This window comes from Rhizobacter sp. OV335 (assembly GCF_900142965.1).
In the GTDB taxonomy this organism is placed as follows: Bacteria; Pseudomonadota; Gammaproteobacteria; order Burkholderiales; family Burkholderiaceae_C; genus Rhizobacter.
The window spans coordinates 72,469-97,776 of sequence record NZ_FRCQ01000023.1 but is presented as its reverse complement, the minus strand read 5'-3'; the positions used below and the strand labels follow the sequence as shown (position 1 = coordinate 97,776).

The following is a 25,308-nucleotide window of genomic DNA, read 5'->3' as shown; positions in this document are numbered from 1 at the left end:
CCATGAAACCAGTCAGCGGAGGGAAGTCTTCGCCCCCAGGGGGGGCGAAGACCGCACCGGCCGGCGAGCCACAGCCTCCCCACCCGCGCCTTTGCCGCACCCAAAGAAGCCTACTCGGCCTGCGCGTACCTCTTCGCCCGCAGATTCCGCTTGATCTCCTGCAGCATCGGCCGCAACTCGCTCCCCAGCCGAAGCGCCACGCCGGTGGTCAGGATGTCGATCACGATCAGGTGCAGCAGCCGCGACACCATCGGGCTGTAGCGGTCGTAGTCCTCCGGGTGATCGGCCGCCAGCAGGATCTGGTTGCTGCCCGATTGCCCGATCTGCGCCAGCGGCGAGCCGCTCGCGGTGATCACGATCGTCGTCGCCCCCTTCTTGCGCGCGATGTCGGCCACGTCGATCAGGTCGCGGCTGCGACCGGAGTTCGAGATGATCACGACGCAATCGCCCGGCTGCAGCATCGTCGCGCTCATCACCTGCACATGGCCGTCGCTGATGGCCAGCGCATTGACGCCCAGCCGGAAGAACTTGTGCTGGGCGTCCTGCGCGACGATGCCTGAATTGCCGACACCATAGAACTCGATGCGCCGCCCACCGCGGCCGGCCTCGGTCAGCACCGTGATCGCGCGGTCGAACGCCAGGCTGGCAGCGTCGTTGCGGTACTTCAGCAGCGCGCTGACCGCGTTGTCGATCACCTTCACGACGATGTCGCCCGGCTTGTCGTCTTCATCGACCGCGCGGTGCACGAAAGGCACGCCTTCGTTGACGCTGCCGGCCAGCTTGCGCTTGAAGTCGGCCAGCCCGTCATAGCCGACGCTGCGGCAGAAGCGCACCACCGTCGGCTTGCTGACGTGCGCCCGGTCGGCCAGCTCAGTGACCGGCAGGCTCGCGAAGCTGCGTGCGTCGGCCAGCACCAGCTTCGCCACGCGCTGTTCCGCAGGGGGAAGCGCCGGAATCGAGGCGCGGATGCGGTCCAGCATGGGGAGATCCAGTTACTGTTCTTCGGACCACGCGAAGCCGTCGCGCGCGACCAGCGCGCTCGCGGCCGCCGGGCCCCAGGTGCCCGCCGCATAGGGGCGCGGGCCGGTGCTGTCCTTGCCCCAGGCGTCGAGGATCGGCTCGACCCAGCGCCACGCCTGCTCCTGCTCGTCGCTGCGCACGAACAGGTTCAGCCGGCCGGCGATCGCGTCGAGCAGCAGCCGCTCGTAGGCGCCCACGCGGTTCTCGGCGAAGGCCTTGTCGAAGTCGAGGTCCAGCGACACCGGCGCCAGCTGCTCCTGCTGCCCGGCCCCCTTGGCGGCCAGCAGGTGCAGCTCGAGGCCGTCCTCCGGCTGCAGGTTGATCACCAGCTTGTTCGGCTGGTTGTGGCCGGGGAAGATGCTGTGCGGCGTCGGGCGGAAATTGACGACGATCTGCGCGTCGCGCGCGGCCAGCCGCTTGCCGGTGCGCAGGTAGAAGGGCACGCCGGCCCAGCGCCAGTTCTGCACCTCGGTGCGCAATGCAACGAAGGTTTCGCACTGGCTGCCCGCGGGCACCTTGATCTCCTGCAGGTAGCCGACCACCGGCTGCCCGCCGGCCGTGCCGGCGCGGTACTGGCCGCGCACCACGTCGCGGCCGACGCTCTCTTCGGTGAACGGCTTCAGCGAGCGCAGCACCTTCAGCTTCTCGTCGCGGATCGCATCGGCGTCGTTGCGCGACGGCGGCTCCATCGCGATCATCGTCAGCAGCTGCAGCGCGTGGTTCTGCACCATGTCGCGCAGCGCGCCGGTGCGGTCGTAGAAATCGCCACGCGTGCCGACCCCGATGGCCTCGGCCAGCGTGATCTGGATGTTGGCGATGCTCTCACGGCGCCACAGCGGCTCGAACAGCGCATTGCCGAAGCGCAGCGCCATCAGGTTCTGCACCGACGGCTTGCCGAGGTAGTGGTCGATCCGGAAGGCCTGCGTCTCGCTGAACACCGAACGCACCACGCGGTTGATCTCCTGCGCGCTCTGCAGGTCGTGGCCCAACGGTTTTTCAAGCACGACGCGGATGCGCGGCGTGTTCAGCCCGGCGACGCCGAGCTGTTCGCAGATCTGCGGAAAGAGGTGCGGGCTGGTGGCGAGGTACAGCACCGCCGTGTCGGCATTGCGCTCCTCGATCCACTTCTTGAGCCCGGCGTAGTGCTCGGGCTGCGAGAGGTCCATGCGGCGGTAGTGCAGCATGTCGGCGAAACGGGCGAACTCTTCATCGGTCGGGCGCTTGGCACCTTCGACCTCTTGAAAGCGCTCCTTCAGCCAGGCGCGGTACTTGTCGTCGCTTTGCTCGTCGCGGGCCACCGCCAGGATGCGGCCACCGGCCGGCAGCTTGCCGTGGCGGAAGGCCTGGAACAGGGCCGGCATCAGCTTGCGCCACGTCAGGTCGCCCGTGCCGCCGAAGAAAACGAGATCGAAAGACATGCCTTGCCTCAGTGGTGAAGTCGACGCAGGCGGTCGACGATGTAATTTAGTTTCACCGGGATGATGCCCAAGTTTCCGGGCAGCGTCAACGAAACCCGCCCCGCACGAGGGGCGCCTGAAGGTGCATCATGCGGCCGGTGGAACTTCGGGTTACGTTCTGAAAACAAACCGTCGTCGGCGTGCGTGCGTGTCACGCGCGCCGGGTTCTAATTTCCTTCCTGTGCTCAACAGCGTCTTGCCATGAATCAAATCGACCAGCTCAAGCAGTACACCGCCGTTGTCGCCGACACGGGCAACTTCAAGCAACTGGCGCAATTCGCGCCGAAGGATGCGACGACCAACCCGTCGCTGATCCTGAAGGCGGTGCAGCACGCCGACTACGCGCCGCTGCTCAGCGAGACGGTGGCCCGGCACAAGAGCCTGCCGCTCGAGGGCATCGTCGACCAGGTGCTGGTGCGCTTCGGCCAGGAGATCCTGAAGGTGGTGCCGGGCCGGGTGTCGACCGAGGTCGATGCGCGACTGAGCTTCGACACCGCCTGCAGCGTCGCGCGGGCGCGCCGCATCATCGAGCTGTACGAAGCCGCGGGCATCGGCCGCGAGCGGGTGCTGATCAAGCTCGCGTCCACCTGGGAAGGCATCCAGGCCGCCCGCATCCTGCAGCGCGACGGCATCAACTGCAACCTGACGCTGCTGTTCTCGTTCTGCCAGGCGGTGGCCTGTGGCGATGCGGGCGTCAAGCTGATCTCGCCCTTCGTCGGGCGCATCTACGACTGGTACAAGAAATCGGCCGGCAGCCAGTGGGACGAGGCGGCGAACGCCGGCCCCAACGACCCGGGCGTTAAGTCGGTGGCCCAGATCTACAACTACTTCAAGAAGTTCGGCATCGCCACCGAGGTGATGGGCGCGAGCTTCCGCAACGTCGGCCAGATCACCGCGCTCGCGGGCTGCGACCTGCTGACGATCAGCCCCGAACTGCTCGCGCAGATGCAGGCGAGCGAAGCGCCGATCACCCGCCAGCTCGACCCGGCCAACGCGAAGGGCGCGAGCCTGCATGCGGCCACCTTCAACGAGCAGAGCTTCCGCTTCGCGCTGAACGACGACGCGATGGCCACCGAGAAGCTGGCCGAAGGCATCCGCGCCTTCGCGGTCGATGCCGGCAAGCTCGACAAGCTGATCGAGGGCCTGAAGTGAGCGGCTTCCCGCGCTGCGACCGCACCTCGGCCTGGGCCGCGCTGGCCGGGCACTTCGAGGCGCATGGCCGTGACTTCGACATCCGCGAGGCGTTCGCGCGCGATGCGAACCGTTTCGCGTCGCTGAGCGTCGAGGCGCCGGAGATCTTCGCCGACCTGTCGAAGAACCGCATCGACACCGCGACGCTGAAGTTCCTCGTCGACCTGGCGCGCGAATGCGGCATCGAGTCGCAGCGCGATGCGATGCTGCGCGGCGACCCGGTCAACGTCACCGAGGGGCGGGCGGTGCAGCACGTGGCCTTGCGCGCCCCCGAAGGCGCATCGCCGTTCGGCCACGAGGTGCATGCGGTGCTCGACGCGATGCTCGGCTACGCCGAGACGGTGCGCGACACCGCGGCCAGCGGCATCCGGCATGTCGTCAACATCGGCATCGGCGGCTCCGACCTCGGCCCGCAGATGGTGGTGCCGGCGCTCGACACCTTCGTGCACCCCGGCATCACGTTCCACTTCGTGTCGAACGTCGACGGCCACGACATCGCACCGGTGCTGCGCCGGCTGAAGCCGCAGGAAACGCTCTTCATCATCGCGAGCAAGACCTTCACGACGCAGGAGACGATGGCCAACGCGCATGCCGCGAAGGCCTGGTTCCTGGCGCAGGGCGGCGAAGAGATCCACAAGCACTTCGTCGCGACCACCACCAACGTGAAGGCGGCGGCCGAGTTCGGCATCACCACCACCTTCGGCTTCTGGGACTGGGTGGGTGGGCGCTACTCGCTGTGGTCGGCGATCGGGCTGCCGATCGCGCTGGCCATCGGCGCCGACAACTTCCGCGGCCTGCTGGCCGGCGCGCACGCGATGGACGTTCACTTCGCGCAGGCGCCGCTCGAGAAGAACCTGCCGGTGCTGCAAGGCCTGATCGACGTCTGGTACCGCAACTTCCACCGCTTCACCAGCCGCAGCATGGCGCCGTACCACCAGGGCCTGAAGCGGCTGCCGGCCTACCTGCAGCAATTGGAGATGGAGAGCAACGGCAAGCGCGTCGACATCGACGGTGAAGCGCTGCCGTTCGGCACCAGCCCGGTCGTCTGGGGCGAACCCGGCACGAACGGGCAGCACGCCTACTTCCAGATGCTGCACCAGGGCACCGACGTGATCCCGGTCGAGTTCCTGCTCGTCAAGCGGCCGACGCATTCGCTGAGCGACCTGCACACCAAGCTGCTGGCCAACGGCCTCGCGCAGGCGCAGGCCTTGATGGTGGGCAAGACGACCGAGCAGGCAATGAAGGAGAAGGCGCCGACGGCCTCGGCCACGCTCGATGCGCTGACGCTCGCGAAGCACCGCACCTTCCCCGGCAACCGGCCTAGCACGACGCTGCTGCTCGACGAGCTGACGCCGCGCAGCCTGGGCGCGCTGATCGCGCTGTTCGAGCACCGGGTGTTCGTCAGCGGCGCGCTGTGGCGCATCAACAGCTTCGACCAGTGGGGCGTCGAGCTCGGCAAGGCGCTGTGCAACGAACTGCTGCCGCGGCTCGCCTCGGGCGACACCACGGGGCTCGACGGCTCGACCGCCGGCCTGCTCACCCGCCTGCGCGGCGGATGAGCCGGTTCAGCGCATCAGCCTTGCGTTGACGGGGCGGCCGGCACCGGTGCCGGCTGCGTGACGGCCGGGGCGCGCATCACGCGCGTCTTGCCGTTCGTCGACACCAGGATCACCGGTTCGCCCGGCGTCAGCGTCTCCTTGCCCTTGGCCTGCACTATCGAGCGGCGTTCGCCGTTGCGCAGCTGCACCAGGATCTCGAGCGCTTCTTCGCGGGTGCCGGCACGCTCGATCGCGTTGCCGACCACCGCGCCGGCCACCGCGGCCAGCACGCCGACGGCCACCGCTTCACGGTGCCCGCCGACCGACGCACCGGCGATGCCGCCGACCACGCCGCCCGTCACCGCCCCGGCACCGGATTGCGAGCCGTCGATCACGACCGACCGCACCGACAGCACCGTGGCGTCCTGGATCTGCGACAGGCGCTGCGCTTCATTGCGCGACACGACATCGGGGCTGCTGGTGGCGCAGGCACTCAAGGTGGCGGCAACGGCCACGGCGATCAAAAGCTTGTTCATGGGGTCACTCCTCGTTACTCATCTGCATGGACGAGTCGGCCGTGCGGTGAGTTCCGCGGCGGCGATGTAAAGAAAGCGGAAGTCAGATCCGCAGGCGGCTGTGCCGGGGCACGCTCGCCAGCAGGAACTCCATCTGGTCCGCGAGTATGCGCCGGCCGCGCAGGATCATGTCCTCGTGCAGGCTCGGCACGTAGGGCAGGTACATCAGCGACATGTGCGCTTCTTCCGGCATCCGGTTGCCCTTGTGGCCGTTGCAGGCCCGGCAGGCGGTGATGCAGTTCATCCAGCTGTCGACCCCGCCGCGCGAGGTCGGGATGATGTGCTCGCGGGTCAGGTCATCCATGTGGAAACGCCCGGCGCAGTAGGCGCACACCTGCCGGTCGCGCGCGAACAGCTTGGGGTTCGACAGCGCCGGCGTCTGGCGCCAGGCCCGGCTCGGGATCGCCCCGCGCACCGCGATGATCGGGTGCACCTCGATGCGCGATTGCAGGCCCGTGCGCCGCTGCATGCCGCCGCGCAGCACGTAAAACGCATCACCCAGCGTCCACGCGACGCCGTCGCTGGCGTAGATGATGGCTGCCTCCTTCGCTGAAATCCACGACTGAGGCCGGCCGGACACATCGAGCTGGAGCACTTCCACGGATGATCTCCTTCCTCGGAGCGTAATCCATTCACTGCATTTCGCTCAACCGTGGCGCGAATACTGCAGTGTGTTGGCGCCACAAGCGCACGTTGTCACACGCGGATCACCGGAAGCGGCGATAACCCATGGCCCGGGTTAACCCTTGGCGGCCGGCAGTGCCGTCGCTTTCTAGGCACTAAACCCTACAGAAACAGACGGCTTGCTCGAAATAGCAGCGCGTGATCTGCGCGGAACCTGCAAAATAGAACGACCGTTCGATTTTGTGGATGCACCGTGAGCGACACAACCGATACACCCGTGAACACTGCAGCGCCCGTCACCGGTCGCGCGTCCCGCGATGTCTCGAAGACCCTGCAGAAGGGCCAGCAGACGCGGGCGACGATTCTCGAAGCCGCGCTCGGCCTGGCGTCGTCGATGGGGCTGGAAGGCCTGTCGATCGGGGCGCTGGCCGAGGTCACGCAGATGAGCAAGTCCGGCGTCTTCGCGCACTTCGGTTCCCGCGAGGAACTGCAGATCTCCGTGATCCGCGAGTATCACGCCAAGTTCGAGGAAGAAGTGTTTTTCCCTGCCGTGCGCGAGGCCAGGGGTTTGCCCCGCTTGCGCGCGCTGTTCGAGCGCTGGGTCAAGCGGGTGTCGATCGAGCTGGACTCGGGTTGCATCTACATCAGCGGCGCGGTCGAGTTCGACGACCGGCCGGGCCCCGTGCGCGATGCGCTCGCGACCATGGTGCAGGCCTGGCACACCGCGCTGGAGAAGGCGATCCGCATCGCGATCGACGAAGGCCAGCTGCGCACCGACACCGACCCGCTGCAGATGCTGTTCGAGATCCACGGCCTGATCCTCGCGCTGCACCACGACGCCCGTTTCCTGCGCATCCCCGGCGCGCTCGACCGCGCGCGCCATGCCTTCGAGCGCGTCGTCAGCTACTACGCGGTCGATGCGGCCGCCTCCCCCGACAAGCCGGTGCGCGCCGCGCGCCGCTGAATCCCGATTTCTCGAGTTCTCATTCATTTCCCAGGAGTTTTTCCGATGGCTCAGTACACCCCTCCGTTGCGTGACATGCAGTTCCTGATGAGCGAAGTGCTGAACGTGGTCGACGAACTGAAGGCCTTGCCGGCGCATGCCGACATCGACCTCGACACGATCAATGCCGTGCTCGAAGAGGGCGGCAAGTTCGCATCGCAGGTGGTGTTCCCGCTGAACCAGAGCGGCGACGAAGAGGGCTGCACGCTCGACAAGACCACGCACGAGGTCACCGCGCCGAAGGGCTTCAAGGAAGCCTATGCGCAGTACGTCGAAGGCGGCTGGCCGGCGCTGAGCTGCGACCCGGCCTTTGGCGGCCAGGGCCTGCCGCACGTCGTGAACCAGTGCTTCTACGAGATGCTGAACTCGGCCAACCAGGCCTGGACCATGTACCCCGGCCTGTCGCACGGCGCCTACGAGGCGCTGCATGCGCACGGCACCGACGCGCAGAAGGCGCTGTACCTGCCGAAGCTGACCAGCGGCGTGTGGACCGGCACGATGTGCCTGACCGAGCCGCATTGCGGCACCGACCTCGGCCTGCTGCGCACGAAGGCAGAGCCGCAAGCGGATGGCACCTACAAGCTGACCGGCAACAAGATCTTCATCTCGGCCGGCGAGCACGACATGGCCGAGAACATCATCCACCTGGTGCTGGCGCGCCTGCCGGAAGCGCCGGCCGGCTCGAAGGGCATCTCGCTGTTCGCGGTGCCGAAGTTCAACGTCAATGCCGACGGCTCGATCGGTTCGCGCAACGGCATCTGGTGCGGCGGCCTCGAGCACAAGATGGGCATCCACGGCAACGCGACCGCGCAGATGGTGCTCGAAGGCGCCGTCGGCACGCTGGTCGGCCTGCCCAACAAGGGCCTCGCCGCGATGTTCGTGATGATGAACGCGGCCCGCCTGGGCGTCGGCATGCAGTCGCTGGGACTGACCGAGGTGGCCTACCAGAACGCCGTGGCCTACGCGAAGGACCGCATCCAGATGCGCGCGCTGTCGGGCCCGAAGAACCCCGACAAGCCGGCCGACGCGATCATCGTGCACCCCGACGTGCGCAAGATGCTGCTGACCGCCCGCGCCTATGCCGAAGGCGGCCGCGCGCTCGCGATGTGGACCACGCTGCAGCTCGACAAGGAGCTGTCGTCCGACGACGAGGACGTGCGCAAGGATTGCGGCGACCTGGTCGCGCTGATCACGCCGATCATCAAGGCCTTCATCACCGACAACGGCTGGATCGCGACCTCGCACTGCATGCAGGTGTTCGGCGGCCACGGCTACATCAAGGAATGGGGCATGGAGCAGTACGTGCGCGATGCCCGCATCAACATGATCTACGAGGGCACCAACACGATCCAGTCGCTGGACCTGCTGGGCCGCAAGATCCTCAGCGACAACGGCGCCAAGCTGAAGAAGTTCGGCAAGCTGGTGCAGGAGTTCGTCGAGGAAGAAGGCACGAACGAGGCGATGCAGGAGTTCGTGAACCCGCTGGCCGAGCTGGGCGACAAGGTCACGAAGCTGACCACCGAGCTGGGCATGAAGGCCTTCGGCAACGCCGACGAAGTGGGCGCCGCGGCGGTCGACTACCTGCGCGTGGCCGGCCACCTGGTGTTCGCGTACTTCTGGGCCCGCATGGCGAAGGTCGCGCTCGAGAAGGTCGACGGCGGCGATCCGTTCTACAAGGCCAAGATCGCGACCGCGCGCTTCTACTTCGCGAAGCTGCTGCCCGAGACGGCGTCGTTGATCCGCACGGCGCGCTCGGGCCTGAAGCCGCTGATGGAAATGGACGAGGCGCTGTTCTGAGGCCTCGCGTTCCACCGCCATCGAATCAAAAAACAATCAGGAGAGACAACGCGATGAAGAGACTGCTGCTGGCGCTGGCCGCCACGCTGACCCTGTCGAGCGCTTACGCGCAGAGCACGCCCGCGGGCCTGTGGAAGACGATCGACGACAGCACGAAGAAAGAGCGCTCGCTGGTGCGCATCGTCGACACCGACGGCGTGATCAGCGGCAAGCTCGAGAAGCTGCTGGACCCCGACGCGAAGCAGGACGCGGTCTGCGACGAATGCAACGACGACCGCAAGGGCCAGCCGCTGGTCGGCCTGCCGATCATCCGCGGCGCGAAGAAGAGCGCCGACACCGACGGCCTGTGGGACGGGGGCACCATCCTCGACCCGGCCAACGGCAAGACCTACAAGCTGCGCCTGAAGCCGGTCGAGGGCGGCAAGAAGTTGGAAGTTCGAGGCTATGTCGGCGCGCCGCTGTTCGGGCGCACCCAGACCTGGATCCGGGTCGAGTAAGCCTGTTCACACTACGCAAAGGAGAAGAAACATGAGTCGCTTCAACGTCCGCAAGGTCGCCGTCCTCGGCGCCGGCGTGATGGGCGCGCAGATCGCCGCCCACCTGGTCAACGTCAAGGTGCCGGTCGTGCTGTTCGACCTGCCCGCCAAGGAAGGTCCGAAAAACGGCATCGTCACGAAGGCCGTCGAAGGCCTGAAGAAGCTGAAGCCGTCGCCGCTGGGCATCCCGGAAGACGCCGCGCTGATCCAGCACGCCAACTACGAAGAGCACAGCGAGCTGCTGAAAGACTGCGACCTGATCATCGAGGCCATCGCCGAGCGCATGGACTGGAAGCTCGACCTGTACAAGAAGATCGCGCCGTTCATCGCGCCCCACGCGATCGTCGCGAGCAACACCTCGGGCCTGTCGATCACCAAGCTGTCCGAGGTGCTGCCCGAAGAGATCAAGCCGCGCTTCTGCGGCATCCACTTCTTCAACCCGCCGCGGTACATGTACCTGGTGGAGCTGATCCCGACCCCGACGACGCGACCGGAGATCCTCGACCAGCTCGAGACCTTCGTGACCACCGCGGTCGGCAAGGGCGTCGTGCGCGCGAAGGACACGCCGAACTTCATCGCCAACCGCGTCGGCATCGCCGGGATGCTGGCGACGATCAAGGAAGCCGAGAACTTCGGCCTGACGTATGACGTCGTCGACGACCTGACCGGCAAGAAGATGGGCCGGGCGAGCTCGGGCACCTTCCGCACCGCGGACGTGGTCGGCCTCGACACGATGGCGCACGTCGTGAAGACGCTGCAGGACAACCTCGCCGATGACCCGTTCTTCCCCAGCTACGCGACGCCGCCGGTGCTGGCCAAGCTGATCGAGCAGGGCGCGCTCGGCCAGAAGAGCGGCGCCGGCTTCTACAAGAAGGTCGGCAAGGACATCCTGCGGCTCGACCCCGCCAAGGCCGACTACGTGCCCGCCGGCGGCAAGGCCGACGAGATCGTCGCGCGCATGCTGAAGAAGGCCGCGCCGGAGCGGCTGAAGCTGCTGCGCGAATCGACCAACCCGCAGGCGCAGTTCCTGTGGGCGATTCTGCGCGACAGCTTCCACTACGTCGCGGTGCACCTGGCCGACATCGCCGATTCGGCGCGCGAGGTCGACTTCGCGATGCGCTGGGGCTTCGGCATGCAGCAAGGCCCGTTCGAGCTGTGGCAGGCCGCCGGCTGGAAGCAGGTCGCCGAGTGGGTCAAGGCCGACATCGACGCCGGCAAGGCGCTGAGCAAGGCGCCGCTGCCGGCCTGGGTGTTCGACGGGCGCGAAGGTGTGCACACCGCTGAAGGCTCGTGGAGCGCGGCGCTGAACAAGTACATCCCGCGCAGCACGCTGCCGGTGTATGCGCGCCAGCATTTCCCCGAGGCGGTGCTGGGCTCGGGCGCGACCGATCCGCTGAAGGCCGGCACGCAGGAGTTCAAGAACGACGAAGTGCGCGTCTGGTCGCTCGACGGCGAGGTGTTGATCGCCAGCATCACCGCGAAGCTGCACCTGATCAGCCCGACCGTCACCGAAGGCCTGCTGAAGGCGGTGGAGATCGCCGAGGCCAAGTACAAGGGGCTGGTGATCTGGTCGCCCGATGACGTGTTCTCGGCCGGTGCCAACCTCGAGGCGCTGATGCCGGTCTTCATGAAGAGCGGCGCCAAGGGCATCGCCCCGGAAGAGAAGAAGCTGCAGGACGCGATGCTGCGCATCCGCTACGCGCAGGTGCCGGTCGTCTCGGCGATCCGCGGCATCGCGCTGGGCGGAGGCTGCGAGCTGTCGGTGTACTCGGCCAGGCGCGTCGCGGCAATGGAAAGCTACATGGGCTTGGTCGAAGTGGGCGTCGGCCTGATCCCGGGTGGCGGCGGTCTCGCGTACATCGCGCGCCGCGCGGCCGAGATGGCGAGTGCCGCGAACGCGAACGCCGACATCCTGAAGTTCCTGACCGACGGCTTCACGAACGCCGCGATGGCCAAGGTCGGCACCAGCGCGATCGAGAGCCGCAAGCTCGGCTACCTGTTGTGGAGCGACGTGATCGTTCCGAACAAGGACGAGCTGCTGTTCGTCGCGATCCAGCAGGCGAAAGCGATGTTCGAGAGCGGCTACCGCGCGCCGGCGAAGACGCTGTTCCCGGTGGCCGGCCGCAACGCCATCGCGACCATCAAGGCGCAGCTCGTCAACATGCGCGACGGCGGCTTCATCAGCGCGCACGATTTCCACATCTCGGCGCTGATCGCCGACGTGGTGTGCGGCGGCGATGTCGATGCCGGCTCGCTGGTCAGCGAGGAGTACCTGATGGCGCTGGAGCGCAAGCACTTCTGCGGGCTGCTGGAGCACCCGAAGAGCCAGGAACGGATCATGGGCATGCTGCAGACCGGCAAGCCGGTGCGCAACTGAACGGAGCAAAGAACATGAGCAAGCAAGTGCAAGACGCGTACATCGTCGCCGCCACCCGCACCCCGATCGGCCGCTCGGGCCGGGGCTACTTCAAGAACACCCGCCCGGACGACCTGCTGGTCACCGCGATCCGCAGCGCGATGGCCCAGGTGCCGACGCTGGACCCGAAGGCCATCGAGGACGCCATCATCGGCTGCTCGTTCCCCGAGGGCGAGCAGGGCATGAACATGGCCCGCATCGCGGTCGCGCTGGCCTTTGCGCACCCGGTGGGCGGCGTGACGGTGAACCGCTTCTGCGCGTCGGGCGTCACGGCGATCCAGATGGCGGCCGACCGCATCCGCGTCGGCGAGGCCGACGTGCTGATCGCCGGCGGTGCCGAGTCGATGAGCCTGGTGCCGATGGGCGGCAACAAGCCGTCGTTCAACCCGCAGGTGTTCGCGAAGGACGAGAACGTCGGCATCGCCTACGGCATGGGCCTGACGGCCGAGAAGGTCGCCGCGCAATGGAAGGTCAGCCGCGAGGCGCAGGACGCGTTCGCGTACGAATCGCACATGCGCGCGCTGAAGGCGCAGAAGGCCGGTGAGTTCACCGACGAGATCACGCCGATCGAGATCGTCGAGCGCTTCCCGGATCTGCTGACCGGCGAACAGGGCGTGAAGACCCGCACCGTGAGCCTCGACGAAGGCCCGCGCCCCGACACCTCGCCGGAAGGCCTGGCGAAGCTGAAGGCGGTGTTCGCCGCCAAGGGCAGCGTGACGGCCGGCAACAGCTCGCAGACGAGCGATGGCGCGGGTGCGCTGATCCTCGCGAGCGAAAAGGCCGTCAAGCAGTACGACCTGAAGCCGCTGGCCCGCTTCGTCAGCTTCGCCGCGCGCGGCGTGCCGCCGGAGATCATGGGGATCGGCCCGATCGAGGCGATCCCGGCCGCGCTGCGCTATGCCGGCCTGAGCCTGAAGGACATGGACTGGATCGAGCTGAACGAGGCGTTCGCCGCGCAATCGCTGGCGGTGATCAACAGCGTCGGCCTGGACCCGGCCAAGGTGAACCCGATGGGCGGCGCGATCGCGCTGGGCCATCCGCTGGGTGCCACCGGTGCGATCCGCGCCGCGACGGTGATCCACGCGCTGCGCCGCCACAACCTGAAGTACGGGATGGTGACGATGTGCGTGGGCACCGGCCAAGGCGCCGCCGGCATCTTCGAACGCGTCTGATCTCTCTCGGACAAGCCCGCCGCAGAGCGGGCTTTGTTTTCACCGCCAGGAGGTGAGCATGGAGACGAGGCAACTCACGGCCGACGACGGCAGCCGCCTGTCGCTGCGCCTGTACCCGTCGACCGGCACCGCGAAAGCCGCGGTGCTGATCGGCGGTGCGATGGGCGTGCGGCAGGACTACTACCAGCCGTTCGCGCAATGGCTGGCCGGGCAGGGCTACGCGGTCGCGACCTTCGACTACCGCGGCATGGGCGAGTCGCGCATGACACCGTCGCTGCGCGGCCTGAAGGCCGACCTGTTCAGCTGGGCCCGCGACTACGACAGCGCGATCGACGCGCTGCGCGAGGCCGCGCCCGGCCTGCCGCTGTACCTCGTCGGCCACAGCCTGGGTGCGCAGCTGCCCGGCCTGCTGCGCAACCACGCGCGGGTCGACGGCCTGATCTCGGTGGCGGCCGGCAGCGGCTACTGGCGCGACAACGCGCCGCCGCTGCGCCGCATGATCCTGTACTTCTGGTACCTGCTGGTACCGGTCGCGACCGCGCTGTTCGGCTACTTCCCCGGCAAGCGGCTGCGCAAGGTCGGTGACCTGCCGAAGGGCGTGATGCTGCAATGGCGGCGCTGGTGCCTGCACCCGCGCTACCACGTCGGGGCCGAGGGCACGGCGGTGCGCGAGCAGTTCGAGGCGGCGCGCTTCCCGCTGGTCGCGCTGTCGATCACCGACGACGAGTTGATGACCGAGCGCGGCACCCGCGTGCTGGTCGACTGCTACCCGAACGCACTGCGCCGCATCGAGCGCATCGCGCCGGCCGACGTGCAGGCGCAGCGCATCGGGCATTTCGGGCTGTTCCGCGAGCAGTTCCAGGCGACACTCTGGCCGCGCATGACGGCCTTGCTGCAGGGCTTCGGTCCTGCTTCACTGCACACGACGAAGGAGACGACATGAGCATCAAGACCGCCGTTCTCAACGGCGTATTCACGATCGAGATCGCGCGCCCCGAGAAGAAGAACGCGATCACCATCGACATGTACCAGGCGATGGCCGACGGCCTGAAGGCCGCACAGGCCGACGGCACGGTGCGCGCGGTGCTGATCACCGGCCAGCCGGGCATCTTCACCTCGGGCAACGACCTCGAGGATTTCATGAAGCGCCCGCCGAGCGGCCAGGACTCGCCGGTGTTCCAGTTCATGCAGGCGCTGAACGGCTGCGAGAAGCCGGTGGTGGCCGCCGTCACCGGTGCCGCGATCGGCATCGGCACCACGATGCTGCTGCACTGCGACCTGGTCTACGTGGCCGACGAGGCGCGCCTCGCGATGCCGTTCGTGAGCCTCGGCCTGGTGCCGGAGTTCGCGTCCAGCCTGGTGGTGCCGCAATTGGTGGGCCGCGTGAAGGCGGCCGAGAAGATCCTGCTCGGCGAGCCGTTCACCGGTGCCGAGGCCGTCGAACTGGGCCTCGCCAACGCGGTGCTGCCGACCGCCGAGGTCGCGCCGCACGCGCGCCGCATCGCCGAGCGCTTCAACGCGCTGCCGCCGGGCGCCGTGCGCGACACCAAGAAGCTGCTGCGCCGCGCCGGCAGCGAGGCCACGCTGCAGGCCATCGAGGCCGAGGCGGCGATCTTCGCCGAGCGCCTGACCAGCCCCGAGGCGCGCGAGGCCTTCAGCGCGTTCTTCCAGAAGCGCAAGCCCGATTTCTCGCAGTTCAGCTGAAGACGGCCCGGTCGATGCTCACCGCGGCCAAGGTGCTGCTGTCGCCGTTGCTGCTGTGGCAGGGCGCCCGCGTGCGGCGCCTCGCGCTGCGCCTGCCCGAGGCTGAAGGCTCGCGCGAAGGCGTGGCCGGCACCGGCCGCGTGCGCATGCGCGTGCTGATCGTCGGCGATTCGTCGGCGGCCGGCGTCGGCGCGCCGACGCAGGGCCAGGCGCTGGCCGGCCGGCTCAGCGAGGCCTTGTCGCAGCGGCTGGGCGGTGCGGTCGTGTGGCAGCTGGTCGCGCACACCGGCGACACCACGCGCGACGCGCTGATCGCGCTCGAAACCGCCACGCTGCACCCGGCCGACGTGATGGTCACCGCGCTCGGCGTCAACGACGTCATCTCGCAGGTGCCGGTGCGGCGCTGGCTGGCCCAGCTCGACGAGCTCGACGGCGTCGCGATCCGGCGGGCCGGCGTGCGCCAGGTCGTGCACAGCGGCGTGCCGCCCATCCATTCGTTCCCGCTGCTGCCGAACCCGCTGCGCTGGGTGCTCGGCAACGACGCGCGGCGCTACAACCGGGCGCTGGCCGACTGGATCAAGCGCTGGCCCGACCGCTGGTGGCTGCCGGTGCCGTTCGAGAACGAGCGCATGTCCGACAGCATCCTGATGGCCGACGACGGCTTCCATCCCGGCCCGGCGGTGTATGCGCTGTGGGCCGAACAACTGGCCGGCATGATCGCGACCGAGCTCGCACCGCGCCTGCCGGCCACCACCCCCACGCGGAGACAGACCCCATGAGCCAGAACAACCAGACCTTGGCGGGCAAGACCTTGTTCATCACCGGCGCGTCGCGCGGCATCGGCCTCGCGATCGCGAAGCGCGCCGCGGCCGATGGCGCGCGCATCGTGATCGCGGCCAAGACGACCGAGGCCAACCCGAAGCTGCCGGGCACCATCCATTCGGCCGCCGCCGAGATCGAGGCTGCCGGTGGCCAGGCGCTGCCGGTGCAGACCGACATCCGCGACGAAGCCAGCGTGCTGGCGGCGGTGGAGCAGGCGGTGGCGCGCTTCGGTGGCATCGACATCCTGATCAACAACGCGAGCGCGATCAGCCTGACGCCGACGACGGCCACGCCGATGAAGCGCTTCGACCTGATGTTCGGCGTCAATGTGCGCGGCACCTACCTGGTGACGCAGGCCTGCCTGCCGCACCTGGCGAAGGCCGCGCAGGCCGGGCGCAACCCGCACGTGCTGAACATGTCGCCGCCGCTGTCGATGCGCGAGCGCTGGTTCAGCCCGCACGTCGCGTACACGATGGCCAAGTACGGCATGAGCGAATGCACGCTGGGGCACGCGGGCGAGTTCCGGCCGCTGGGCGTCGGCGTCAACAGCCTGTGGCCGCGCACCGCGATCGCGACGGCGGCGCTGCAGATGATCCCGGGCGCCGACATCGCACGCTGCCGCACGCCGGAGATCCTGGCCGATGCGGCGTACCTGGTGCTGACCAGCGATGCGCGGCAGACCACCGGCAACTTCTTCATCGACGACGAGTTGCTGGCGCGGCATGGGGTCACCGACCTGGAGAAGTACAGCGTGACGCCGGGGACGACGGAGTTCGTGCCGGACTTCTTCGTGGATTGACGCTCAGCAGGCGCTCAGCCGGTCCCACGCAAACCGCGCCGCGGCAAGATCCCACGCCGCGCTGCCGACGCTCTTGAACACCACCGGCGCATCGCCGGCCCCGGCGAGTTCCGCGGCCTGCGCCAACCCGCGCACCTTCGACCAATCGACGCCCGCCTGGATCAGGTCCCCCGCCTCTTCCTTCGCCCCGTCGAGGTCGTCGACCACCAGCGCGGCCCGCCGCACCAGCGCCGCCGGCAGCTCGCACATCGCCGGCGTGAACGCGCCGACCGCGAACACCCGCGCGCCGGGCCGCAACGCATCGGGGATCACCGCCGACCGGCTCGTCGTCGCGGTGACGATCAAGCCGCAGCGGCCGATCTCGGCGCCGATGTCGTCGACCGGATGCGCCGTCACCCCTTGCGCCGCGAGCGCCGCCACCAAGCCGTCGGCCGACACCCGCGAACGCGCCGCCACGCCGATCCACGCCGGCGCCAGCACCGCATCGAAAGCCAGCCCATGCGCCAGCGCCTGCGCGCCCGCACCGACGATCAGCAAGCGTTCGCCGGCCGGCACCTTCAACGCCAAGGCCGCGGCCAGCGACACCGCCGCGGTGCGCCGCGCCGTCACGGTGACGCCATCGAACATCGCGAGGCGCTCGCCGGTCGCGCGGTCCATCAGCAGCACCTCGCCCTGCACGCGCTCGCGCCCGAGCGCCGGGTTGCCGTGGTTCACCGTCACCAGCTTGACGCTGGCGTAGTGCTGATCGCTGGCTGGCATCAGCAGCAGCCTGTCGTCGCCCGACAGCGCGAAGCTGCTGCGCACCGGCGCCTGCAGCCGGCCTTCATCGCGCTCGATCGCCGCGCGCATCACCGCATCGGCCAGCGGCCGCCACGGCAGCAGGGCGGCCGTCTGCGCCGCGTCGATCTGGCGCATCGCGGTCAGTCCCTCGGAATCACCCGCGGCTGCCCGTCGCGGTCGATCGCGACATAGGTCAGGTTCGCCTCGGTGACCTTCACGACCTTCAGGTCGGCCGGATTGCGCTCGGCATAGACCTCGACGTGCACCGTGATCGAGGTGCGCCCGATGCGATCGACCCGGGCGTAGAAGCTCAGCAGGTCGCCGATCGACACCGCCTGCTTGAACACGAACTCGTTGACGGCGACCGTCACGACGCGGCCCTTCGCGACGCGCGCCGGCAGCACCGAGCCGGCGAGGTCGACCTGGGCCATGATCCAGCCGCCGAAGATGTCGCCGTTGCTGTTCGAATCGGCCGGCATCGGCATCACGCGCAGCACCAGATCGAGGTCTTTCGGCAGCGTGACCGCCAATGCGGGGTCATGCTGCGGCTGGCTTGTATTCATACTGGGCGCCTTCACCTGGGTTCAACCCCACGATTCTTCCACGATGCGATCCCTCTCGACTCCCTTGCCACCCCCCGATGCCGTGACGCCTGCCGCACCGCGCTCCGATGCGGCCACGCTGGGCAAGCTGCTGCCCTACCTGTGGCGCTACCGCTGGCGGGTCGGAATCGCGCTCGGCTTCATGATCGCCGCCAAGCTGGCCAACGTCGGCGTGCCGCTGCTGCTGAAGCAACTGGTCGACAGCCTGTCGATCAAGCCCGGCGACATCCAGGCGGTGCTGGTGGTGCCGATCGGGCTGCTGGCCGCCTACGGGCTGCTGCGGCTGTCGACCTCGCTGTTCACCGAGCTGCGCGAGCTGATCTTCGCGAAGGCCACCGAGGGCACCGCTCGCAGCATCTCGCTGAACGTGTTCCGCCACCTGCATGCGCTGAGCCTGCGCTTCCACCTGGAGCGCCAGACCGGCGGCATGACGCGCGACATCGAGCGCGGCACGCGCGCGGTGCATTCGCTGATCTCGTACTCGATCTACAGCATCGTGCCGACGCTGGTCGAGATGGTGCTCGTGCTGACGCTGCTGGCCGTCAAGTTCGACGCCTGGTTCGCATGGATCACGCTGGCGGCGCTGGCGGTGTACATCAGCTTCACGGTCGTGTTCACCAACTGGCGCACGCAGTTCCGCAAGCAGATGAACGAGCTCGATTCGACCGCGCATTCGCGCGCGATCGACTCGCTGCTGAACTACGAGACCGTCAAGTACTTCAACAACGAGGACTTCGAGGCGCGCCGCTACGACGAGAGCCTGGAGCGGCTGCGCCGCGTCGCGCTGAAATCGCAGGCCACGCTGTCGATGCTGAACACCGGCCAGCAGCTGATCATCGCCGCGGGGCTGGTCGCGATGCTGTGGCGCGCGACGCAGGGCGTGGTGGCCGGCCACATGACGCTCGGCGACCTGGTGATGATCAACGCCTTCATGATCCAGCTCTACATCCCGCTGAACTTCCTCGGCGTGATCTACCGCGAGATCAAGCAGAGCCTGACCGACCTCGACAAGATGTTCGCGCTGCTCGAGCGCGAGCGCGAGATCGCCGACACGCCGGGCGCGTTGCCGCTGCAGGTGCCGCACGGGCAGCTGCGCTTCGACCACGTCGACTTCTCGTACGAGCCGGACCGGCAGATCCTGCACGACGTGAGTTTCGAGATCCCGGCCGGCAAGACGGTGGCGGTGGTCGGCCCGTCGGGCTCGGGCAAGAGCACGCTCGCGCGGCTGCTGTACCGCTTCTACGACGTGCAGGGCGGCGTGATCACGATCGACGGGCAGGACCTGCGCTCGGTCACGCAAAGCAGCGTGCGCCAGCGCATCGGCATCGTGCCGCAGGACACGGTGCTGTTCAACGACAGCGTGGCCTACAACATCGCCTACGGCCGGCCGGGTGCGACGCAGGCCGAGGTCGAGGGCGCGGCGCGCGCGGCCCGCATCCACGACTTCATCGTGTCGACGCCGAAGGGCTACGAGACGACGGTCGGCGAGCGCGGGCTGAAACTCTCCGGCGGCGAGAAGCAGCGCGTCGCGATCGCGCGCACGCTGCTGAAGGACCCGCCGATCATGATCTTCGACGAGGCCACCTCGGCGCTCGACTCGGCCAACGAACGCGCCATCCAGGCCGAGCTGCAGGGCGTCGCGCGCAACAAGACGGCGCTGGTCATCGCGCACCGGCTGTCGACCGTCGTCGATGCGCACCAGATCCTGGTGATGGAGCAGGGCCGCATCGTCGAGCGCGGCACGCATGCGCATTTGTTGGCACTCGACGGCCGCTATGCCGACATGTGGCGCCTGCAGCAGAGCAGCACCGAAGACGCGCTGGCGTGACATCGTTCCAGCCCCGCCGGAGCGGCTGTAGGACAGTCGCGAAGGTTCCGGGGCGTTTCGTGAAAAACGAGCGTGAAGTCTGGGTCAATTGTGAACAATCGTTACGGAGCCGACGAGCACACATCTTGTTGCACTTCTAGAGTCGCGTCACCGATTCACCCACAGAGGACGGATGCGATGACTGCTCAGAAAACTCAGACGACGGTTCTGTTTGCGATGCTGGCGTTTGCCGGCGTGATCTCGACGATGGCGATGCCGGCGAAGGCGGCGACGCCCGACGCGGTGTCCCAGGCCAGCTTGCGTCTGCCCGACGCCAAGGTGGTGTGGATCGACAACGACAGCTTTGCGTTCGACACCTGCTCGGCCGCCGGCGGCGAGCATGTGGCGGCGGTGATGGGGGCGCTGCGCGAGCGCCTGATGAGCGACCTCGGGCCGATGATGCTGAGCAACGGCGTGACGCCGGCGAGCCAGCAGTTCGTCACGCTGACGCCGCTGAACGGCGGCCAGAACTGCGGCAGCCTGGCCAGCCGCGTGGTGTTCCGGGTGTCCGGCGTCAGCGCCTCCTCGGGCGCCACGTGGAATGCCGACGTGGTGGCGCAGACGGCCGGCGCGGCATCGGATCCGAAGCTGGCGACGGTGCAGCTGGTGAACGACCTGGTCCACGAGTTGGACGTCACCCTCAGCCGCTCCCATTGAGCCCGCGCGACTGGACGCGTGACGCCCCCTCGTTACACTGCCGGCCGTGGAAACCAAGTGGCTTGAAGACTTCGTGAGCCTGGCCGAGACGCGGAGTTTTTCGCGCTCGGCGCAGATGCGGCATGTGACGCAGCCGGCGTTCTCGCGCCGCATCCAGGCGCTGGAGGCCTGGGCCGGGCTGGACCTGGTCGACCGCTCGTCGTACCCGACCCGCCTGACGCCCGCCGGCGAGACCTTCCATGCGCAGGCGCTCGACATCCTCGGCGCGCTGCAGACCACGCGCAACATGATGCGCGGCCACCAGGTCGCCGCGCAGGACATGATCGAGTTCGCGGTGCCGCACTCGCTCGCGTTCACCTTCTTCCCGCACTGGGTGATGGACCTGCGCAAGCGCTTCGGCGCGCTGAAGAGCCGCTTGATCGCGCTCAACGTGCACGACGCCGTGATGCAGCTCACCGAAGGCAGCTGCGACCTGCTGATCGCCTACCACCACCCGTCGCAGCCCTTGCAGCTGAGCCCCGAGCGCTACGAGATGCTGAGCCTCGGCCACGAGATGCTGGCGGTGTACGCCAAGGCCGACCCGAAGGGCGAGCCGCTGTTCCGCCTGCCCGGCGCCACTGGCGAGCGCGTGCCCTTCCTCAGCTACGGCAGCGGTGCCTACCTCGGACGCCTGGTCGAGCAGATCGTCAAGCTCTCGCCCGCGCCACTGAACCTCGATCCGATCTACGAGACCGACATGGCCGAAGGCCTCAAGGCGATGGCGCTCGAAGGCCACGGCCTCGCCTTCCTGCCGGTCAGCTCGGTGAAGAAGGAGCTGAAGAGCCGCCGGCTGGTGCGCGCCTCGGCCCCCGGCACGCTCGAGCTGACGATGGAAGTCCGCATGTACCGCGAGCTGCCCGAGCTCTCGCGCCAGGGCGCCAAGCCGAGCGCCCGCGCCCTCTGGGATTTCCTCAAACCCCCGAGGTGACGCCGGGCACGACGGTCGGCGACCGCCGATGCCAGAGGGTTTTCCCTCGCGCCACATGCATTCGATGCATGGCTTGCCCGCGAATCCGCATTGGATTTCCAACCGGCAGGCGCATACAGTCCGCGCCCATCGCCACCCAAACGCCAACTTGTTCCCATGCGCCGCTGCCCCTGTTCCTGCGTGACCGGCCTCATGCCGACAAGCGGGCACACTGGCGCCATCTGCCCCACGGCGCCCGACGGGTTCGTGGCACGAAGGTTGCGAGAATCCACCCATGAAGTTTCAGCACAGCAAGCGCCGGTGTTCCGTTCTTCTGCGTTCATCCGTGGTCGTGCTGGCGACGCTGGCCGCGCTGTCCACCACGCTGCCGGCGATGGCCGCGCCGCCGGTGGCCGCGGTGCCCACCGGCCCAGTGCTCGACCGCATCAGGCAGACCGGCAAGATCCTGATCGCGCACCGCGAATCGTCACTGCCGTTCTCGTACCTCGATGCCGACAAGAAGCCGATGGGCTATGCAGTCGACCTGTGCCTGAAGCTGGCCGAGGCCGTGCGCAAGCGGCTCGAGATCAAGGCCATCGCGCCGGAGTTCGTGCTCGTCACCGCCGGCAACCGCATCCAGATGGTGGTCGACGGCAAGGCCGACCTGGAGTGCGGCTCGACCACCAACAACGCCGAGCGCCGCCAGAAGGTGGCCTTCACGATCCCGCACTACATCACCGGTGCGCGCTACATGGTGCTGGCCGACAGCCCGATCGCCGAGCTGCCGATGTTCGAGGGCAAGAAGCTGGTGTCGACCAAGGGCACGACGCCGCTGAAAGAGGTGGATCGCGCGAACCGCGAACGCCTGCTGCGCATCACCATCCTCGAAGCGCCCGAACATGCCAAGGCCATGCAGATGGTGCTGGCCGGCGAGGCCGACGGTTTCGTGATGGACGACGTGCTGCTGTACGGCCTGATCTCGTCGAGTGCCGACCCGGGCAAGCTGAAGGTGGTGGGCAAGTTCCTGACCATCGAGCCGCTCGCGATCATGATGCGCAAGGACGATCCCGAGTTCAAGAAGATCTGCGACGAAGAAATGAAGCGCCTGATCCTCAGCCGCGAGGCCTATGCGATCTACGATCGCTGGTTCAACAAGCCGATCCCGCCCAAGAACCTGCCGCTGAACCTGCCGATGAACTACCTGCTGCGGGACTTCTGGAAGTACCCGTCGGACCAGGTGCCGGGCTGAAACCCGCGCGGCCCTCTCGTCTACGTGGAAGTGCGTAGGCCCCGTGTCCCTAGAATTTCGTTGTAGGGGGTTCCCCCCACCCCCTCTTTTCCACCCTGAAGGAGATCGTATGAAAAAGGCATGGCTGAGCGTTGCCGTCCTGTTGGCCGTCGCGGGCGTTGCCCAGGCGCAGCAGAGCGACACGCTGAAGAAGATCAAGGACAGCGGCACCGTCACGATGGGCGTGCGCGAGTCGTCCGGTGCGCTGGCCTACACGCTCGGAGACGGCAAGTACGCCGGCTTCCACTACGACGTCTGCCAGAAGGTGCTGGCCGACATCAAGAAGCAGCTGGGCCTGGCCGCGCTGGACATCAAGTACCAGCCGGTGACCTCGCAGAACCGCATTCCGCTGGTGCAGAACGGCACCGTCGACATCGAGTGCGGTTCGACCACCAACAACGCCACCCGCCAGAAGGACGTCGCCTTCGCCTTCACCACCTACGTGGAAGAAGTGCGCATCGCGGTGAAGGCCAACTCGGGCATCACCGCGATCGGCCAGCTGGCCGGCAAGACGGTCGCCACCACCACCGGCACGACCTCGGTGCAGACGCTGCGCAAGCATGAGCGCGCCACCGGCGTCGACTTCAAGGAAGTGTTCGGCAAGGACCACGCCGACAGCTTCCTGCTGCTCGAATCGGGCCGTGCCGATGCGTTCGTGATGGACGGCCAGATCCTCGCCGGCAACATCTCGCGCGCAAAGAACCCGGCCGAGTTCAAGATCGTCGGCGAAGTGCTCAGCGTCGAGCCGATCGCGATCATGCTGCGCAAGGACGACCCGGCCTTCAAGAAGGCGGTCGACGACAGCATCGTGGCGCAGATCAAGTCGGGCGACCTGGCGAAGACCTACGACAAGTGGTTCAACCAGCCGATCCCGCCGAGCAACACCAAGGTCGGCCTGCCGCTGTCGGACGCCACCAAGGCCGCCTGGGCGACCCCGAACGACAAGCCGATGGAAGACTACGCCAAGAAGTAAGGCGGGTTCTTGCGATGGACCGGGACTGAGGTAAGCCCTGACGCCACTGGGCGCGACACTTGCTTACAGTCCCCCCAGCGCGGCGCCGGGTGACCCGCGTCGCGCTTTTCATTGGGGCAGCGCAGTCGTGGTGCGACCCCTCACAAGAATTGGAGCAACACCTTGGGCAAGTGGGACTGGCAGGTATTCCTGCAAGACACGGGGGGAGGGCAGACCTACCTTCAGTGGATGTTGTCGGCATGGGGGTGGACGCTCTTGGTGGCCTTGCTGGCCCTGATCGTCGCTCTGTTGGTGGGCTCGTTGGTTGGCATCCTGCGCACGGTGCCCAACAAGGCGCTCGTCTACTTCGGCGAAACCTGGGTCGAGTTGTTCCGCAACGTTCCGTTGCTGGTTCAGATCTTCATGTGGTACCACGTGATTCCCACGATGTTCCTGAGCCTGCGCGCGATACCGAGCATCTGGCTGGTCGTGTTTGCGCTCGGGTTCTTCACCTCGGCACGCGTGGCGGAGCAGGTGAAGGCCGGCATCAACGCGCTACCGAGGGGGCAGCGCTATGCGGGATTGGCGATGGGTCTCACCTTGCCCCAGACGTATCGCTACGTGCTCTTGCCCATGGCTTTTCGCATCATCGTGCCGCCGCTGACCAGCGAGTCGATGAACATCATCAAGAACTCGTCGGTCGCCTTTGCCGTGAGCATCACCGAACTGACGATGTTCGCGATGCAGGCGCAGGAGGAGACGTCTCGCGGCGTTGAGATCTACCTGGCGGTGACGGGCCTGTATTTCGTGTCGGCCTTTTCCATCAACCGCCTGGCGCTGTTCCTCGAGAACAGGGTGAAGGTCCCCGGCATGATGGGGGGCGGGAAATGAACCTCAATCTCGATTTCACGTTCCTCAACTGGAATGTCGTCTCCGCGTTCGTCTCCAAGGGGCTCATCTTCTCGGTCCAGCTGACGCTGATCGCGATGATCGGCGGCATTGCGCTGGGCACGCTGATCGCGCTGATGCGGCTGTCGGGCAAGAAGTGGCTGGTGATGCCGGCGGCGTTCTACGTCAACACGCTGCGCTCGATCCCGCTGGTGATGGTGATCCTGTGGTTCTTCCTGCTGATCCCGCTGCTGATCGGCCGGCCGCTGGGCGCCGAGTTGTCGGCCATCATCACCTTCACGGTGTTCGAGGCGGCCTATTACTCGGAGATCATGCGCGCGGGCATCCAGAGCGTGGCGCGAGGGCAGGTGTATGCGGGCTACGCGGTGGGGATGACTTACCGCCAGACCATGCAATTGATCGTGTTGCCGCAGGCCTTCCGCAACATGCTGCCGGTGCTGCTGACGCAGACGATCATCCTGTTCCAGGACACTTCACTGGTGTATGCCATTGGTGCGTACGACCTGTACAAGGGCTTCGAGGTCGCCGGCAAGAATTTCAACCGGCCCGTCGAGACAACGATCGCTGCCGCCGTCGTCTACTTCGTGATCTGCTTCAGCCTGTCGATGCTGGTTCGTCGACTGCAGAAGAAGATCGCCATCATCCGCTGAACC

General features: G+C 67.4%; 24 protein-coding genes. 18 read left to right on the top strand and 6 right to left on the bottom strand.

Annotated features, from left to right (window positions below; all coding sequences use genetic code 11):
- Positions 1-110: 110 nt before the first annotated feature.
- Together BUE42_RS22050 and zwf are read right to left on the bottom strand one after the other, a co-directional pair.
- Positions 111-980, bottom strand: coding sequence for a MurR/RpiR family transcriptional regulator (locus BUE42_RS22050; protein ID WP_073467445.1), 870 nt, complete (start codon positions 978-980; stop codon positions 111-113).
- A 12-nt stretch (positions 981-992) separates the two neighbouring features.
- The gene (gene zwf / locus BUE42_RS22045) at positions 993-2,438 is read right to left on the bottom strand and encodes a glucose-6-phosphate dehydrogenase (RefSeq protein ID WP_073467444.1); all 1,446 of its coding nucleotides are present in this window, start codon (positions 2,436-2,438) and stop codon (positions 993-995) included.
- A 240-nt stretch (positions 2,439-2,678) separates the two neighbouring features.
- On the opposite strand from zwf, the gene tal reads away from it, so the two are divergent.
- Complete coding sequence (gene tal, locus BUE42_RS22040) at positions 2,679-3,629, top strand: transaldolase (protein WP_073467443.1); 951 nt, start codon at positions 2,679-2,681, stop codon at positions 3,627-3,629.
- On the top strand, positions 3,626-5,227 hold the full coding sequence (gene pgi, locus BUE42_RS22035) for a glucose-6-phosphate isomerase (protein WP_073467442.1): 1,602 nt from the start codon (positions 3,626-3,628) through the stop codon (positions 5,225-5,227). Before tal ends, pgi begins: the two co-directional genes overlap by 4 nt.
- A gap of 14 nt (positions 5,228-5,241) precedes the next feature.
- Here the strand turns inward: pgi and BUE42_RS22030 are convergent, their stop codons facing one another.
- Positions 5,242-5,742, bottom strand: coding sequence for an outer membrane lipoprotein (locus BUE42_RS22030; RefSeq protein WP_073467441.1), 501 nt, complete (start codon positions 5,740-5,742; stop codon positions 5,242-5,244).
- A gap of 82 nt (positions 5,743-5,824) precedes the next feature.
- Positions 5,825-6,382: an HNH endonuclease gene (locus BUE42_RS22025; RefSeq protein ID WP_073467440.1), complete on the bottom strand. Its 558-nt coding sequence runs from the start codon at positions 6,380-6,382 to the stop codon at positions 5,825-5,827.
- Positions 6,383-6,682: 300 nt separating this feature from the next.
- Between BUE42_RS22025 and BUE42_RS22020 the strand changes: the two genes are divergently transcribed.
- Genes BUE42_RS22020 through BUE42_RS21980 form a run of 9 tightly spaced genes read left to right on the top strand, consistent with a single transcriptional unit; the run spans position 6,683 to position 16,654 of the window.
- Entirely contained in the window at positions 6,683-7,369 is a 687-nt protein-coding gene (locus BUE42_RS22020) for a TetR/AcrR family transcriptional regulator (protein ID WP_073467439.1), read from the top strand.
- A gap of 45 nt (positions 7,370-7,414) precedes the next feature.
- A complete protein-coding gene (locus BUE42_RS22015; protein WP_073467438.1) occupies positions 7,415-9,205 on the top strand; it encodes an acyl-CoA dehydrogenase C-terminal domain-containing protein in 1,791 nt (596 codons plus the stop codon).
- A 53-nt stretch (positions 9,206-9,258) separates the two neighbouring features.
- Positions 9,259-9,702, top strand: coding sequence for a DUF2147 domain-containing protein (locus BUE42_RS22010; protein WP_073467437.1), 444 nt, complete (start codon positions 9,259-9,261; stop codon positions 9,700-9,702).
- A gap of 31 nt (positions 9,703-9,733) precedes the next feature.
- A complete protein-coding gene (locus BUE42_RS22005) occupies positions 9,734-12,118 on the top strand; it encodes a 3-hydroxyacyl-CoA dehydrogenase/enoyl-CoA hydratase family protein (protein WP_073467436.1) in 2,385 nt (794 codons plus the stop codon).
- Positions 12,119-12,132: 14 nt separating this feature from the next.
- Positions 12,133-13,329: an acetyl-CoA C-acyltransferase gene (locus BUE42_RS22000; RefSeq protein ID WP_073467435.1), complete on the top strand. Its 1,197-nt coding sequence runs from the start codon at positions 12,133-12,135 to the stop codon at positions 13,327-13,329.
- A 58-nt stretch (positions 13,330-13,387) separates the two neighbouring features.
- Positions 13,388-14,272 carry an alpha/beta hydrolase family protein gene (locus BUE42_RS21995; protein WP_073467434.1) on the top strand — a complete coding sequence of 295 codons (885 nt, stop codon included), beginning with the start codon at positions 13,388-13,390 and terminating at the stop codon, positions 14,270-14,272.
- A complete protein-coding gene (locus BUE42_RS21990; protein WP_073467433.1) occupies positions 14,269-15,033 on the top strand; it encodes an enoyl-CoA hydratase in 765 nt (254 codons plus the stop codon). Before BUE42_RS21995 ends, BUE42_RS21990 begins: the two co-directional genes overlap by 4 nt.
- 14 nt (positions 15,034-15,047) lie before the next feature.
- On the top strand, positions 15,048-15,812 hold the full coding sequence (locus tag BUE42_RS21985) for an SGNH/GDSL hydrolase family protein (RefSeq protein ID WP_073467432.1): 765 nt from the start codon (positions 15,048-15,050) through the stop codon (positions 15,810-15,812).
- Entirely contained in the window at positions 15,809-16,654 is an 846-nt protein-coding gene (locus BUE42_RS21980; protein ID WP_073467431.1) for an SDR family oxidoreductase, read from the top strand. Before BUE42_RS21985 ends, BUE42_RS21980 begins: the two co-directional genes overlap by 4 nt.
- A 3-nt stretch (positions 16,655-16,657) precedes the next feature.
- Here BUE42_RS21980 and BUE42_RS21975 read toward each other — a convergent pair whose 3' ends face one another.
- Together BUE42_RS21975 and BUE42_RS21970 are read right to left on the bottom strand one after the other, a co-directional pair.
- On the bottom strand, positions 16,658-17,569 hold the full coding sequence (locus BUE42_RS21975) for a delta(1)-pyrroline-2-carboxylate reductase family protein (RefSeq protein ID WP_073467430.1): 912 nt from the start codon (positions 17,567-17,569) through the stop codon (positions 16,658-16,660).
- 5 nt (positions 17,570-17,574) lie between these two features.
- On the bottom strand, positions 17,575-17,997 hold the full coding sequence (locus tag BUE42_RS21970; RefSeq protein ID WP_073467429.1) for an acyl-CoA thioesterase: 423 nt from the start codon (positions 17,995-17,997) through the stop codon (positions 17,575-17,577).
- Between the two features lie 43 nt (positions 17,998-18,040).
- Between BUE42_RS21970 and BUE42_RS21965 the strand changes: the two genes are divergently transcribed.
- The 7 genes from BUE42_RS21965 (at position 18,041) to BUE42_RS21935 (ending at position 25,305) form a co-directional block, all read left to right on the top strand.
- Positions 18,041-19,864: an ABCB family ABC transporter ATP-binding protein/permease gene (locus tag BUE42_RS21965; RefSeq protein WP_073467428.1), complete on the top strand. Its 1,824-nt coding sequence runs from the start codon at positions 18,041-18,043 to the stop codon at positions 19,862-19,864.
- A gap of 177 nt (positions 19,865-20,041) precedes the next feature.
- Positions 20,042-20,560: a hypothetical protein gene (locus tag BUE42_RS21960; protein WP_143171685.1), complete on the top strand. Its 519-nt coding sequence runs from the start codon at positions 20,042-20,044 to the stop codon at positions 20,558-20,560.
- 46 nt (positions 20,561-20,606) lie between these two features.
- Positions 20,607-21,527: a LysR substrate-binding domain-containing protein gene (locus BUE42_RS21955; RefSeq protein WP_073467426.1), complete on the top strand. Its 921-nt coding sequence runs from the start codon at positions 20,607-20,609 to the stop codon at positions 21,525-21,527.
- Between the two features lie 373 nt (positions 21,528-21,900).
- On the top strand, positions 21,901-22,755 hold the full coding sequence (locus BUE42_RS21950) for an amino acid ABC transporter substrate-binding protein (protein ID WP_073467475.1): 855 nt from the start codon (positions 21,901-21,903) through the stop codon (positions 22,753-22,755).
- 109 nt (positions 22,756-22,864) lie between these two features.
- A complete protein-coding gene (locus BUE42_RS21945) occupies positions 22,865-23,767 on the top strand; it encodes a transporter substrate-binding domain-containing protein (RefSeq protein ID WP_073467425.1) in 903 nt (300 codons plus the stop codon).
- 162 nt (positions 23,768-23,929) lie between these two features.
- Complete coding sequence (locus BUE42_RS21940) at positions 23,930-24,637, top strand: amino acid ABC transporter permease (RefSeq protein ID WP_073467424.1); 708 nt, start codon at positions 23,930-23,932, stop codon at positions 24,635-24,637.
- Positions 24,634-25,305, top strand: a complete 672-nt coding sequence (locus BUE42_RS21935; protein WP_073467423.1) for an amino acid ABC transporter permease — start codon at positions 24,634-24,636, stop codon at positions 25,303-25,305. Before BUE42_RS21940 ends, BUE42_RS21935 begins: the two co-directional genes overlap by 4 nt.
- Positions 25,306-25,308: the final 3 nt, after the last annotated feature.